At 68.6% G+C, this 13,705-nt stretch carries 15 protein-coding genes; 12 read left to right on the top strand and 3 right to left on the bottom strand.

Annotated elements, in window-relative coordinates; genetic code table 11:
• Positions 1 to 2: 2 nt before the first annotated feature.
• Both glgX and BLS40_RS04350 read right to left on the bottom strand, forming a co-directional pair.
• The gene (gene glgX, locus BLS40_RS04355; RefSeq protein ID WP_092149273.1) at positions 3 to 2,288 is read right to left on the bottom strand and encodes a glycogen debranching protein GlgX; all 2,286 of its coding nucleotides are present in this window, start codon (positions 2,286 to 2,288) and stop codon (positions 3 to 5) included.
• A gap of 54 nt (positions 2,289 to 2,342) precedes the next feature.
• Entirely contained in the window at positions 2,343 to 2,942 is a 600-nt protein-coding gene (locus tag BLS40_RS04350; protein WP_092149270.1) for a TetR family transcriptional regulator, read from the bottom strand.
• A 165-nt stretch (positions 2,943 to 3,107) separates the two neighbouring features.
• On the opposite strand from BLS40_RS04350, the gene BLS40_RS04345 reads away from it, so the two are divergent.
• Together BLS40_RS04345 and BLS40_RS04340 are read left to right on the top strand one after the other, a co-directional pair.
• Positions 3,108 to 3,791, top strand: a complete 684-nt coding sequence (locus BLS40_RS04345) for a nuclear transport factor 2 family protein (RefSeq protein ID WP_092149267.1) — start codon at positions 3,108 to 3,110, stop codon at positions 3,789 to 3,791.
• A gap of 98 nt (positions 3,792 to 3,889) precedes the next feature.
• Positions 3,890 to 4,306 (top strand): hypothetical protein, encoded by a 417-nt coding sequence (locus BLS40_RS04340; protein WP_092149264.1) that lies wholly within the window; start codon positions 3,890 to 3,892, stop codon positions 4,304 to 4,306.
• A gap of 8 nt (positions 4,307 to 4,314) precedes the next feature.
• Here the strand turns inward: BLS40_RS04340 and BLS40_RS04335 are convergent, their stop codons facing one another.
• Positions 4,315 to 5,406: a YbjN domain-containing protein gene (locus BLS40_RS04335; RefSeq protein ID WP_092149261.1), complete on the bottom strand. Its 1,092-nt coding sequence runs from the start codon at positions 5,404 to 5,406 to the stop codon at positions 4,315 to 4,317.
• 175 nt (positions 5,407 to 5,581) lie between these two features.
• Between BLS40_RS04335 and hisD the strand changes: the two genes are divergently transcribed.
• The 10 genes from hisD to hisI all read left to right on the top strand — a co-directional run bounded on the left by hisD (position 5,582) and on the right by hisI (position 13,699).
• Positions 5,582 to 6,886 carry a histidinol dehydrogenase gene (hisD, locus tag BLS40_RS04330; protein WP_092149258.1) on the top strand — a complete coding sequence of 435 codons (1,305 nt, stop codon included), beginning with the start codon at positions 5,582 to 5,584 and terminating at the stop codon, positions 6,884 to 6,886.
• Positions 6,887 to 6,901: 15 nt separating this feature from the next.
• Positions 6,902 to 8,032 carry a histidinol-phosphate transaminase gene (locus BLS40_RS04325; protein ID WP_172807996.1) on the top strand — a complete coding sequence of 377 codons (1,131 nt, stop codon included), beginning with the start codon at positions 6,902 to 6,904 and terminating at the stop codon, positions 8,030 to 8,032.
• The gene (gene hisB, locus BLS40_RS04320; RefSeq protein WP_092149255.1) at positions 8,013 to 8,615 is read left to right on the top strand and encodes an imidazoleglycerol-phosphate dehydratase HisB; all 603 of its coding nucleotides are present in this window, start codon (positions 8,013 to 8,015) and stop codon (positions 8,613 to 8,615) included. The genes BLS40_RS04325 and hisB overlap by 20 nt, the downstream gene beginning before the upstream one ends.
• Entirely contained in the window at positions 8,616 to 8,822 is a 207-nt protein-coding gene (locus tag BLS40_RS10945; RefSeq protein ID WP_157672439.1) for a hypothetical protein, read from the top strand.
• Positions 8,823 to 10,136 (top strand): MFS transporter, encoded by a 1,314-nt coding sequence (locus BLS40_RS04315; RefSeq protein WP_092149252.1) that lies wholly within the window; start codon positions 8,823 to 8,825, stop codon positions 10,134 to 10,136.
• Positions 10,137 to 10,147: 11 nt separating this feature from the next.
• Positions 10,148 to 10,807, top strand: coding sequence for an imidazole glycerol phosphate synthase subunit HisH (hisH, locus tag BLS40_RS04310; RefSeq protein ID WP_092149249.1), 660 nt, complete (start codon positions 10,148 to 10,150; stop codon positions 10,805 to 10,807).
• A gap of 10 nt (positions 10,808 to 10,817) precedes the next feature.
• Entirely contained in the window at positions 10,818 to 11,582 is a 765-nt protein-coding gene (gene priA / locus BLS40_RS04305; RefSeq protein WP_092149246.1) for a bifunctional 1-(5-phosphoribosyl)-5-((5-phosphoribosylamino)methylideneamino)imidazole-4-carboxamide isomerase/phosphoribosylanthranilate isomerase PriA, read from the top strand.
• Between the two features lie 69 nt (positions 11,583 to 11,651).
• Entirely contained in the window at positions 11,652 to 12,443 is a 792-nt protein-coding gene (locus BLS40_RS04300) for an inositol monophosphatase family protein (RefSeq protein WP_092152158.1), read from the top strand.
• A gap of 132 nt (positions 12,444 to 12,575) precedes the next feature.
• Positions 12,576 to 13,349 (top strand): imidazole glycerol phosphate synthase subunit HisF, encoded by a 774-nt coding sequence (hisF, locus tag BLS40_RS04295; protein WP_092149243.1) that lies wholly within the window; start codon positions 12,576 to 12,578, stop codon positions 13,347 to 13,349.
• Positions 13,346 to 13,699, top strand: coding sequence for a phosphoribosyl-AMP cyclohydrolase (gene hisI / locus BLS40_RS04290; RefSeq protein WP_092149240.1), 354 nt, complete (start codon positions 13,346 to 13,348; stop codon positions 13,697 to 13,699). Before hisF ends, hisI begins: the two co-directional genes overlap by 4 nt.
• The last annotated feature ends 6 nt before the right edge of the window (positions 13,700 to 13,705 follow it).

The following is a 13,705-nucleotide window of genomic DNA, read 5'->3' as shown; positions in this document are numbered from 1 at the left end:
ACTCACTCCTCTTCGCCGCGATCCTCGTTCTCGGGGCTCTCTGCGCTTTCAGCGCTCCCAGCGCTCCCAGCGTTTTCCGCGCTCCCAGCGTTTTCCCGGTCGTCGAGCACCGGGGGCTCAATCTGCTTGAGCACGACCGTGGAACGCGCCGGAACGCTGATGGTCGCTCCCGCGTCGAGCGCCTCCTTGTCCACCGGGTAGCCCAGTGGCTCGGTGGTGTCGATGAGCACCTCCCACTTCGAACCCAGCCACTTGTCCGGCAACGTGAACTCAATGGCCTCGAAGTGCGCGTTAAACATGAGGATGAACGAGTCGTCGGAGACGCGCTGGCCGCGGCGATCCGGCTCCGTAATCGCGTTGCCGTTGAGGTAGACCATCAGCGCCTTGCCGAAGGCGAAGTCCCAGTCCTCGCGCTTCATCAGCTTGCCCGACGGCACCAGCCACGCGATCTCACGGTCGACCACGTCGTTGCCCAGGGCGCCACCCTCGAGGAAGCGGCGCCGGCGGAACACCGGATGCTGTTTGCGGATGGCGATGAGCCGGCGCGTGAAGTCGTGGAGTTCCTCGGCCTCGTCCAGGCGGTCCCAGTTCATCCAGGCGATCTCGTTGTCCTGGCAGTAGACGTTGTTGTTGCCGCCCTGGGTGCGGGCGAACTCGTCGCCGTGGGCGATCATCGGCGTGCCCTGGGACAGCAGGAGTGTGGTGAGGAAGTTGCGGCGCTGCTGGGCACGCAGCTGGTTAATCTCCGGATCATCCGTTGGGCCCTCCACGCCGCAGTTCCACGAGCGATTGTGGCTCTCGCCGTCGCGGGAATCCTCCATGTTGGCCTCGTTGTGCTTCTCGTTGTAGGACACGAGGTCGTTCAGGGTGAACCCGTCGTGGGCGGTGATGAAGTTGATAGAGGCCGTCGGGCGGCGCCCGTTGTGCTGGTAGAGGTCGGAGGAGCCGGTCAGCCGCGAGGCGAACTCGCCGAGGGTAGACGGCTCACCGCGCCAGAAGTCGCGCATGGTGTCGCGGTACTTGCCGTTCCACTCGCTCCACAACGCCGGGAAGTTGCCCACCTGGTAGCCGTTCTCACCGACGTCCCAGGGCTCGGCGATGAGCTTGACCTGGGAGACGATCGGGTCCTGCTGCACCAGGTCGAAGAAGGTTGCGAGGCGGTCGACGTCGGAGAACTCGCGGGCCAGGGTGGAGGCGAGGTCGAAGCGGAAGCCGTCGACGTGCATCTCGGAGACCCAGTAGCGTAGGGAGTCCATGATCAGCTGCAGCGAGTGCGGGTCGCGCACGTTAAAGGAGTTGCCGGTGCCCGTGTAATCCATGTAGTGGAATTTGTCGCCGTCGACAAGCCGGTAGTAGGCCTCGTTGTCGATGCCGCGGAACGCGATGGTGGGGCCGAGGTGGTTGCCCTCGGCGGTGTGGTTGTACACCACGTCCAGGATGACCTCCATGCCCGCCTCGTGGTAGGCGCGCACCATCCCCTTGAACTCCGCGACGACGTCGCTGGGCTTCTCCGAAGCCGCGTAGTCCTGCTGGGGTGCGAAGAACCCGAAGGTGTTGTAGCCCCAGTAGTTGCGCAGGCCGAGGTCGCGCAGGCGGTCGTCCTGCAGGAACTGGTGCACGGGCAGAAGCTCGATTGAGGTGACACCCAAATCCTTCAGGTAGTCGATGACGGCCGGGTGCGCCATACCCGCGTACGTTCCGCGCATGGACTCCGGCACGTCCGGATGGGTCTGGGTCATGCCCTTGACGTGGCACTCGTAGATGATGGTTTCCTCGTCCGGGATGCGGGGAGAGCGGTCGTCGCCCCAGTCGAAGAAGGGGTTGATCACCACCGAGAGCATGGTGTGGCCGAGCGAGTCCTCCTCGTTGCGGCCCGCGCCGGGCTCATCGGCGTAGATGTCGTAGGAGAACAGGGAGGAATCACCGTCGAACTCGCCGTCGAAGGCGCGGGCGTACGGGTCGACGAGCAGCTTGCTCGGGTCGCAGCGCTTGCCGTTCTGGGGGTCCCACGGGCCGTGAATGCGGTAGCCGTAGCGGGTTCCGGGGGTCACGCCGGGAAGGTAGGCGTGCCAGACGAAGTTGTCCACTTCCTCGAGATCGATGCGCGTTTCCACGCCTTGCCTGTCAATCAGGCAGAGCTGCACTTTATCGGCCACCGCGGAAAAGACCGCGAAGTTGGTTCCGGCGCCGTCGTAAGTGGATCCGAGCGGGTAGGCCGATCCGGGCCACACCACGACATCGGCTGCGGTTTCGTTGGGCACTCTGGGCTGTGCGCTCACGTCAGTCATGGGAGCCAATGGTATCGCAGCATCGCCGCGGTGACGCAGCGTGCGGTCGCGCAGCTAGTTCAGGGTCGAGCGCAGGCCCGCGAGCAGGAACGAGGTGGCGGTGCCGACGTCGTCGGCGGCGCCGACAGCCACCACTTCGCCCGCCGCATCACCCGTCGCATCACCCGTCGCCTGCGCGAGCTGCGCCGCCGACTGGTGGACGGTGGCCGCGCCCAGGGTCAGGTACAGCAGCCCGTCGGCCGCCGCCCGCAGCGCGCTTGCCGACGCCCCCTCGTTGGCGCCGTGCGCGGCAGCGTCACGTTCCACCGCCTCGAGCATCATCCCCGACAGGGTCGCCGCCACGGGGGATTCCGGCTGGGACATGGCGCTGATGACCACCTCCGCCCCGTCGCGGTGCGCGAGCAGCACGCCCCGCAGCCGCGCGCACAACTCGTCGGGGGTGAGTGTTTCGGTGCCGGGGGCGTCGACAAGCGAGCCCACGATGAGCGTGGCGATGGCCGAGATGAGCTCCTGCTTATTCTCGATGTGCCAGTAGAGGGCACCGGGGGCGACCCCGAGCGTGGAGGCGACACGCCGCATGGTCACGTCGGCCAGGCCGTAGGTGTCGAGGATGCCCAACGCGGCGTGGCTGATGGACTCGCGTGACAACTGCATGGGTAAAAATCCTACCGGGGAGCAACTGGGGGGCTCTGGGAGCTACTGGCTGCCGGCGACGCGCATCTCACAGCGAGTAATCAGAAAACTGTCACCTCGCGCAGACATCGTGGTCAGGAACGCGCTGCTACCATCTACAAAGACCATGTAAGGAGAGTTGAAGCAGTGAAGATTTCCACCAAGGCTTGCGCGGTTTCCGCGGTATCCACGATCGCCCTCGCGTTGTCTCTCACAGCCTGCGGGTCCGAGGAGGAAGCCGACACGGTGGTGCACGCCACCGCCACGGAGACCTCGACGCACACCAGCACCGTCACCTCCGGGGAGCCCTCGCCCTCCGAGAGCACGAGCGCGGAGCCCACGACGGCGGGTGCGGAACCGCAGGACCCGGCGGTGGCGGCCGGCGCAGGCGCGGCTGGCCAGGGGCTGTCAAACCCGTTCGACGATCCGAACTTCCAGGTCCCCACCCACCAGCCCCTCCAGGGCGGCACGCAGGGGTCCGACGCGGACCGCCAGCAGATGCAGGACACGTTGTACGCGTCGTTGAACCCCCCGAGCCCCGAGAAGTGGACCCGCGTGCTGCTGGACAACTCCTGCCGCAAGGTCACCGACCCGGTGCGCGCCGAGATGCAGCGCTCCGGCTACACCCTCGACCAGATCGAGCAGGCCGCGCGGATGCAGGCCGAGGCCGGTCAGGGCTTGGACCTCCCGCACAGCGACGTCACCGTCTCCGACGTCAAGGTCGAGGGCAACCGCGCCTCCGCCACCGCCACGGTGACCAACCAAAACGGCTCGGAGACGCAGACCCAGATCTTCGAGCGCGAGGACGGGCGCTGGAAGCTGTGCAACTAGGTGCCCGCACTCGGCGCGCATCAACACCCGGGCTGTGGGCCCAACTGCTGGTCATAGCGCTTGCCGCCGGCTCGGTGGCCGGGGTGGCGTGGGGTCTTATGCGGCCCGGCTACGTGGGTTCCTTCGAGGGTGAGGCCTACGTGGTGGACCAGGTCGCGAGCCCGCCGAACGTGGAGTTCGCCTCCTTCGGAGGCTTCGCCCTCGTGTGCGCCGGCCTTGGGCTGGTGATCGCTGCCGTGGCGTACCTGCGCGGGCTCGCTGGCATTGGCGCCCTGCTGTGGGTCATCGCGTGCGCAGGCGCGGCGGCGTTCGCTGTGTACACGTTCGGCGGTTGGTCCGCCGGCTTCGGCACCCCCGACCCGCATACCGCGCAGGGCAGTTTCACCTTCGTCCCGCCGCTGTCGCCCGGGGTGGGCTGGCTGGCGGGGCCGTTCGTCGCGGCCTTGATGTTCTACGCGCTCACGCTTGTTGACGAACTGCGTGGCCGGGACGCCGCCGAACCCGCCACCGGATAGCGCCCCTCCTACTCCCCGGGCTCGGGCCACCGCACGGCGGAGTGGCCCCTCATCTCGGAGGTGATCCGGTCGACGGCGCCGAGCAGCGACACGAACGACGTAATCACGTAGTTGTGGCGCTGCTCGGCCGTGAGCCCCTCGGAGACCAGGCAGGTAGTCTCCACGTGCAGGTGCAGGTCCCCGTCGTTGTCCAGCAGGTAGGCGCGCATCCCCGTGGACTCCTCGTTGAGGTCGTTGCACACGAGCCACGGGTTTAAAAACCCGTCCAGGGTGTCCGCGCCGGTGTCCCACATGGCGGTCACCCGCGCGTAGCGGCCGGCGTCGATGCACACGCCGAAGGCGATGCCGTTGACCCCGGTGGTGATGACGTCGTCGTCGGACAGGTTCGCCACCGCGTAGGCGAAATCGAGCATCTCCAGGCTGTCTTCCAGCGCGGCGAGGTCGACCGCCTCCACGGGGTCGTCGTCAAGGCGCAGGTACGTGTCGGGCACGTCGTGGATGTCGTCGACATCGCGGTGCTCCCCGCGCGGGAGGTGGCGCTCCGCCGGGTGGCGGCCGAGCAGCGCCTCGGTGTCCTGCGCGCGGGCGAGCGCGGGGGGCAGGGGATGGTCGAACTCGACGGGGAGGAACCGGTGCCGGAACTGCGTGAAGAACGCGGCCGCGTGCTCGAAGGCGTCGGCAAGCTCGGCGATGAGCTGCTCGTCCGTCATGCCGCAACGGGTGCGCATGCCGTAGCGCAGGCTCACCCCGAGGTCGCCGGAATCCAGCAGGCGGTAGGAGGCCGTGGGCCCGACCTTGTCGCGGTTCCACTCGTTAATGAACGTGGCCACCCCCGCCGACAGCGAGAAATCGGTGGGGATGCGCTCGGAGAAATCGGCGACGAGCGTGAGCGGCTTGTCATAGGAGATCCACAGCGCCGCGATGAACGCGTAGGCGGGGACGACAATGCGGTCGGCGCGCTCGATGCTTTCCAGCCCGCCCACCGCGTCGAGTCCCAGGCTGTGCAGCGCGTCGGTGACGCGGGCCAGCGTCACTTCGCCCGGCTGAGCGGACCCTCCCGTGCCCCAGGGGAGGTCGCCGGGTGCTTCGTGCTTGCCCATCTCGGCCTCCGTTTCCTTAAAGAGTTCCGTTGCGAGGTGTCGTTATTGGTCCGGCAGACACCCGGTGGCCGCATGCGTCGAGCATATGCGGAGGCGCCAACCGGGTAAAGCATCGCGGGCCCGGGGCTGCGAATACAATGGTGCGACACAGACTCAACACGCTCAGGAGACCACGATGCTGCACATGACCGACCTGCGGGGCCGCACTCCCTCGACCGCCGAGCTGCGCCGCGTCCTGCCCCGGGGCGGGATGGACGTCGCCTCTGTCCTGCCGGCGGTGACGCCGATCGTGAGCGACGTCCGGGACCGCGGGGCGGAGGCGGCGCTGGAGTACGGGGAGAAGTTCGACCAGGTGCGGCCGGGCTCCGTGCGCGTCCCGGACGACGTCATCGCCGCGGCCCTGGGCGCGCTCGATCCCCAGGTCCGCGAGGCGCTCGACGTCGCGGCGGGGCGGATCCGCGCCGTCCACGCGGCGCAGAAGCCGCAGCCCCACACGGTGGAGTTGGCCACGGGGGCGACGGTGACCGAGAAGTTCATCCCGGTCGGCCGCGTCGGTCTGTACGTCCCCGGCGGCAAGGCCGTCTACCCGTCGAGCGTGCTCATGAACGTCATCCCGGCCCAGGAGGCGGGCACGTCCTCCATGGTCGTCGCCACACCGCCGCAGGAGGAGTTCGGCGGCTGGCCGCACCCGACCACCCTCGCTGCCTGCGCCCTCCTCGGCGTGACCGAGGTCTGGGCGGTCGGCGGCGCCCAGGCGATCGCACTTCTGGCCTACGGCGACGACGCGCACGGCCTCGAGCCCGTGGACATGGTCACCGGCCCGGGCAACGTGTTCGTCGCCGCGGCGAAGCGTCTGGTGGGCGGGGTTGTCGGCACCGACGCTGAGGCGGGTCCGAGCGAGATCGCCGTGCTTGCCGACGCCACGGCCGACGCCACCCTCGTCGCCTACGACCTGATCTCCCAGGCGGAGCACGACGAGAACGCCGCCAGCGTGCTCATCACGGACTCCGAGGAGCTGGCCCGGGCGGTGGACGCCGAGGTTGAGCGCTTGGCACCCCAGACGCTCAACTCCACGCGCGCGGCCTCCGCGCTCGGCGGCGCGCAGTCCGGGATCGTGCTGGTCGACGACCTCGACGCCGCCGTCGCGGTGACCGACGCCTACGCCTCGGAGCACACCGAGGTCCACACCGCCAACGCCCGTGAGGTGGCCGACCGGCTCACCAACGCCGGGGCGGTGTTCGTCGGCCCCTACTCGCCGGTGCCGCTGGGCGACTACGCGGCGGGCTCGAACCACGTGCTGCCGACCTCCGGCACGGCGCGCTTCTCGGCGGGGCTGTCCACCCACACCTTTCTCAAGCCCGTCAACCTCATCGAGTACGACGAGGCCGCGCTCAAAGAGATCGGCCCGCACATCGTCGTCCTCGCCGCCGATGAGCAGCTGCCCGCCCACGGCGAGGCCATCAAGGCCCGCGGATTGTAAGCAAAGGACCCAGAGATGAATTTCGCGGACAATACCGTCGCCGCAGACACCGGCATGGACCAGCTGCCCCTGCGCGGCGAGCTGCGCGGCCAGTCGGCCTACGGCGCGCCCCAGCTCGAGGTCCCCATCGCGCTGAACACGAACGAGAACCCGTACCCGCCGTCGCAGGAGCTTGTCGACGACCTCGTGGCCGAAATATCCACGTTCGCCCCCACGCTCAACCGCTATCCGGAGCGCGACGCCGTCGAGCTGCGCACCGACCTGGCCGCCTACGTGACGCGCCAGACGGGCGTGCAGGTCACCCAGGACAACGTGTGGGCCGCCAACGGCTCGAACGAGGTGCTGCAGCAACTGCTGCAGGCGTTCGGCGGACCTGGGCGCACGGCGATGGGTTTCACCCCGAGCTACTCCATGCACCCGATCCTCTCTGCCGGCACGCAGACCGAGTTCCTCGCGGTGCCCCGCGGGGAGGATTTCCGCATCGACATGGATGCCGCGCTGCGCGCGATTGAGCAGCACCGCCCGGACGTGGTGTTCGTGACCACCCCGAACAACCCGACCGGGGACGTGACGCCACTGGCTGACGTCGAGCGGATCATCGAGGCGGCGCCGGGCATCGTGATCGTCGATGAGGCCTACGCGGAGTTCTCCCCGTCGCCCTCGGCCGTGGGCCTGGTGGAGGCGTACCCGTCGAAGCTCGTAGTCAGCCGGACCATGTCGAAGGCGTTCGACTTCGCCGGGGCACGCCTGGGCTACTTCGTGGCCGCGCCCGCGTTTGTCGAGGCCGTGATGCTCGTGCGCTTGCCGTACCACCTCTCGGTGCTCACCCAGGCGGCGGCGCGGGTGGCGCTGCGCCACTCGGAGGAGACACTGGCGGGCGTCGGCAAGCTCGCCCAGCAGCGCGGGAGGGTCGAGGCGGCGCTGCGCGAGATGGGCTACGATGTCGTGCCGAGTGAATCGAACTTCCTGTTCTTCGGCCACTTCGAGGACGCGCACGCCGCGTGGCAGGCGTTCCTTGATCGGGGCGTGCTCATCCGCGACGTCGGCGTCGCGGGGCACTTGCGCGTGACCATCGGGCTCGACGCGGAGAACACCGAATTTTTGCAGGCTGCGAAGGAGATCATTGATGAGCGACAGGCGAGGTAGCGCAACCAGGACGACCAAGGAATCCGACATCACCGTCGAGATCGGGCTCGACGGCACGGGGACCGTGGATGTCACCACCGGCCTGCCGTTCTTCGACCACATGCTCACCGCCTTCGGCACCCACGGGGCCTTTGACCTCAAGGTCCACGCCACAGGCGACACCCACATCGATGCCCACCACACGATCGAGGACACGGCGATCACCCTCGGGTGGGCGCTGGCTGACGCCGTCGGCAACAAGGAGGGCATCCGCCGGTTCGGGTCCGCGCTGCTGCCGATGGACGAGACGCTGGTGGAAGCCGTCGTGGACTTCTCGGGCCGCCCCTACTTCGTGGGCAACGGGGAGCCCGACGCCATGGCATGGCAGGTCATCGGCGGACATTACGCCGCCGTGATCAACCGCCACTTCTTCGAAACCCTGGCGTACAACGCCCGCATCACGCTGCACCTCAACGTGCGCTACGGCCGCGACCCGCACCACATCACCGAGGCCGAGTACAAGGCCGTCGCCCGAGCGCTCCGGCAGGCCCTCGAGCGGGACACGCGCCTCACCGGCGTGCCCAGCACGAAGGGCGCGCTGTAAATGCCGCACGAGTCCCAAGGATCCCACAGTTTCAGCGTCGCCGGCGGTATGTGGGTGCTGGTGTGCTTCCTCGTCGCCGGACTGCTCATCGGAGGCGTGTGGTCCGCCTATACCAACGGCAGCAAGGTGGTCGCCGCCGTGCTTGCCGTCGCCGCGGCGATCGCGCTGGTGGTGGCCTTCGTGTCCATGGCGAGGGCGATGGGATAGATGGATCGCGTCCGCAGCCGGGGCGTGCTCACCCCGGAAGAAGTTAATTCCGTAACGTCGCCGTGGCGCGCCCGTGGGCTCGTGCCGACGCTGATCGCCGTCGCCGCCGCCTTCGGCGCGTGGTCCCTGCTCCTGCCCGTCGTACCCACGGCGGTGCTGGACGCGGGCGGCTCCGAGGCGCTCGCCGGCGGTTCCACGGGTGCGTTCATGGCCGCCACGGTGCTCACGCAGGTGTTCGTGCCCCGGTTGCTGCGGCGCTTCGGGTACCGCGCCGTGATCGCCTGTGCTTCGCTCCTGCTCGGCGTCCCCGCCATCGGGTACGCGCTGGGGATGGACCCCGCCATCGTGCTCACCGTCAGCGTCATCCGAGGGGTGGGCTTCGGCGCCCTGTCGGTGGCGGAGGCGGCGATCATCACCGAGCTGGTTCCCCTCCGCCTGCTGGGGCGCACCACCGGCATCTTCGGGCTCAGCGTCGGATTCTCGCAGATGGTGGCCCTGCCGTCCGGCCTGGCGCTCGCCGAGCTTGTCGGGTACGTGCCGGTGTACGCCCTGGCCACGGCCATCGGGCTCGTTGGCCTCGCAGTGTGCGTGCGCATCCCCGCCATCCCCAAAGCGGACCCGAACACCGCCGACCTGACGTCGGTACGCGTGCCTCTGTGGCGGCTCGTGGCCGTGCCCATGCTGGCGCTGACGCTGGTGACCACCGCCTACGGAGCGGTGACCAACTTCCTGCCGGTCAGCGTGCGCGACCTCGACCCGGCCGCCGGGGCGGCGTTCGGCGGGGTGCTGTTGGCCGTGCTCAACCTTGCCGCAATGATCTCCCGCTACTACGCCGGCATCGTCCTCGACCGCCGCGGGATCCCGGGAACCGTGCTGATCCCGTTCCAAATTTACGCCGCGGCCGGCATCCTCCTCATCGCCGTCGTGCTGTGGCAGGAGGCCTCCGTGTGGTGGCTCGTGGTCGCAGCGTTCTTGTACGGCGCGGGCTTCGGCGCCGTACAAAACGAGTCCCTCACCCTGCTGTTCTACCGCCTGCCCAAGTCGAAGGCGTCCGAGGCGTCCGCCATGTGGAACATCTCCTTTGACGGGGGAACGGGCGTCGGCTCGACCGTCTACGGCATGATGCTCGCCTCAATGACCATGGCACCCATGTTCGGGGTGGCCGGCGCCGTCGTCTCCGTCGGCGTGGTGATCACGGTGGCGGACTACGCCCTCGGCCGCCACCGCGTGGCCGAGGTGAACAACCTTGCGGTGCGGTTGAAGTCTGTCCAGTCGCCGCGCACGTATACGCGGTTTAAGCGCCCGGGGCGCTAGACTGGTCAGCCATGACTCAGACCACCCCGGCGTCCGCACCCTCCGTCGTCCTGCTCGATTACGGCGCGGGCAACATCCGCTCCGCCCAGCGCGCGCTGGAGCATGTCGGCGCAGCCGTCACGGTCAGCGCCGACCCGAAGATCGCCGTGGAGGCCGACGGTCTCGTCGTTCCCGGAGTCGGGGCGTTCGCGGCGTGCATGCAGGGGCTGCGCGACGTGAACGCCCCCCGGGCGATCGGGCAGAGGCTGGCGGGAGGCCGCCCGGTGCTGGGCATCTGCGTCGGGTTCCAAGTCCTCTTCGAGCGCGGGGTGGAGCACGGCGTGGACACGGAGGGGATCGGTGAGTGGCCGGGGGTCGTCGACAAGCTTGAGGCGCCCGTCCTGCCGCACATGGGGTGGAACACCGTGCAGATGGCCCCTGGTTCGGAGCTCTTCGCCGGGCTCGACCCGCAGACGCGTTTCTACTTCGTGCACTCGTACGGTGTGCGCCGCTGGGAGATGCAGGAAGACGACTACATCGCCGCGCCGAAGGTGTCGTGGGCGCAGCACGGCGGGGATCGCTTCGTGGCGGCCGTGGAAAACGGCCCGCTGTGGGCCACGCAGTTCCACCCGGAAAAGTCCGGCGACGCGGGCCTGGCACTCCTGGAGAACTGGGTACGCACCCTCCGTTAGACTCTGGGGCATGAGTCAGGCTACGAGCTTTACTGTCCTCCCCGCGGTCGATGTCGTCGGCGGCCAGGCGGTGCGCCTCAACCAGGGGGAGGCCGGGACGGAGAAGAGCTACGGCTCCCCGTTGGAGGCCGCCCAGCGCTGGCGCGACGAGGGGGCGCAGTGGCTGCACTTCGTCGACCTGGACGCCGCCTTCGGCCGCGGTTCCAACCACGAGCTCATGGCCGAGATCACCCGCGGCCTCGACATCAACGTGGAGCTCACCGGCGGCATCCGCGACGATGAGACGCTCGAGCGCGCCCTGGCCACCGGCGCTCGACGCGTCAATATCGGCACGGCCGCGCTGAAGAACCCCGAATGGACGGCGGACGCGATCCAGCGCCACGGGGACGCCATCGCCATCGACATCGCCGTGCGCGAGGAAAACGGCCAGTGGCGCACCAAGGGCGACGGCTGGACATCCGACGGCGGGGACCTGTGGGAGGTGGTGGAGTTTTTCGACGCCGCCGGCTGCGCGCGGTTTGTGGTCACCGACGTCAGCCGCGACGGCACCCTGACGGGCCCGAACGTGGACCTGCTGCGCGACGTCGCGGCCGCCACCGACGCTCTCGTGACCGCCAGTGGGGGTGTGGCCACCCTGGGGGATGTCGCGGACATCGCGCGCTACGCCGACGAGGGCATCGACTCCGTCATCGTGGGTAAAGCGCTCTACGAGCGCCGCTTCACCCTGCGCGAGGCGCTCGACGCCGCATCCGGCTCCGACACCCCCGCGGTTTGATACGGTCACGTTCTACTAGCGCGTTCTACTGGGCGGAATAACTACGGGTAAAGTGGCGATATGGTGAGCATGAATAGCAACGAGCACTACCTCGAGATTGCCGAGAGTGTTGTGGAGTCGGCGCGTGAGCTATTCATTTCGCACCTCGGTGCCGCGCCCGCTTTGTTTAAGTCTAAGGGGGACTTCGCCACCGAGGCTGACCTCGCCATCGAGGCGATGATGCGCACCCGGCTGGCCGAGGAAACCGGCATTCCCGTCTACGGCGAAGAGCAGGGCGGGGACCTAAACCCCACCGCGTGCTGGGTGCTCGACCCGATCGACGGCACCTCGAACTATTCCTCGGGGAACCCGAACTGCTCGATCTTGGTCTCCCTCATCCGCGACGGGCAGCCCGCCGTCGCCGTGACGGACATCCCGTTGATGGACATGCGGCTAACCGGCGTCGACGGGTCCCCGGTCTACCTCAACGGCGAAGCCCTGCCCCCGATCGGCTCCGACACGACGGCGGCGTCTCAGGTCGGCGTGGGCTCCATCCGCTCGCCCGACTCCGAGCTCTACCCGGCGGACGTGCGCCTGAACGTTATTGCCACGCTGGCGGACACGGACCTGCGCCCCCGCATCTCCGGATCGGTGGGGGTGGACTTCGCTTTCGTGGCCCAGGGGATCTACCAGGCGGCGGTGAGCTTCTCCCCGCACCTGTGGGACAACTCGGCGGGCATCCTCCTGGCGCGCTGCGCCGGCGCGGTGGTCACCGGGCCGGACGGGGCTCCGTGGACCATGGACGCTGTCGGCGCGGTGGCGGGCACGCGCAGGGCCCACAAGATCGCGCTGAGTACGATGAGATCCGTCTCGTCGAAGTAGTCCGCCGGGGTAGTTCGCCGGGGTGGTTCACGGGCGTAGAGTCTTTCCAACCAAAGGCAAAGACGAGACAAGACAAAGACAAGGCAAAGACAAGGCAAAGACAAGTCGAAGAGAGCAAGGGGCGCACGTTTCATGGGTGTGGCAGTAAGGGTGATCCCGTGTCTCGACGTGGACAACGGACGAGTGGTCAAGGGCGTGAACTTTGACAACCTCCGCGACGCGGGCGACCCGGTGGAGTTGGCCAAGCGCTACGGCGAGGAGGGGGCGGACGAGCTGACCTTCCTCGATGTCACCGCCTCGAAGCAGGGGCGCGGCACGATGCTCGACGTCGTGCGCCGCACCGCCGAGCAGGTGTTCATCCCGCTGACCGTCGGAGGCGGAGTCCGTTCCGTCGAGGACGTGCGCGAGCTGCTGCGCGCCGGCGCCGACAAGGTCAGCGTGAACACGGCCGCCATCGCGGAGCCGACACTGCTGCGCGAGCTCTCGCGCCTGTTCGGGGCGCAGTGCATTGTGCTGTCCGTTGACGCGCGCCGGGTGCCCGCCGGCGGGCAGCCGCAGCCCTCCGGCTTCGAGGTGACCACTCACGGAGGCACCCGGTCCGCCGGGATCGACGCCGTCGAGTGGGCGCGCACCGGCGAGGAGATGGGGGCGGGGGAGATCCTGCTCAACTCCATGGACGGCGACGGTACCAAGGCGGGGTTCGACACCGAGCTCATTGAGAAGGTGCGGGCCGCGGTGTCCATCCCCGTGATCGCCTCGGGCGGCGCCGGGGAGGCGGCGCACTTCCCCCCGGCGGTGGACGCGGGGGCGGACGCGGTGCTCGCCGCGTCGATCTTCCACTTCGGTGAGGTCTCCATCGCCGAGGTCAAGCAGGCGCTGCGCGCTACAGGGGAGGAGGTCCGGTGACCAACCCGGCCGATTTCGATCTCGACCCGGCCATCGCCGCGCGCCTGAAACGCAACGAGGCCGGCCTCGTGCCCGCGGTGGTGCAGGCCGACGGCACGGGCGAGGTGCTCATGATGGCGTGGATGGATGACCACGCCCTCGCGCACACACTGGCGACCCGGCAGGGAACCTACTTCTCCCGCTCCCGCAACGAGTACTGGATCAAGGGCCTGACCTCTGGCCATACGCAAGAGGTCACGGGCGTTCGCCTGGATTGCGACGGGGATACGCTTCTGGTCACCGTCAAGCAGATCGGGGGCGCCTGCCACACGGGCGACCGCACGTGTTTCGACGCGGACCAGCTGCTCTAAGATCGG

Origin of the sequence: Corynebacterium mycetoides (assembly GCF_900103625.1) — a bacterium.
In the GTDB taxonomy this organism is placed as follows: domain Bacteria; phylum Actinomycetota; class Actinomycetes; order Mycobacteriales; family Mycobacteriaceae; genus Corynebacterium; species Corynebacterium mycetoides.
This window is presented reverse-complemented; position numbering and strand designations above follow the sequence as displayed.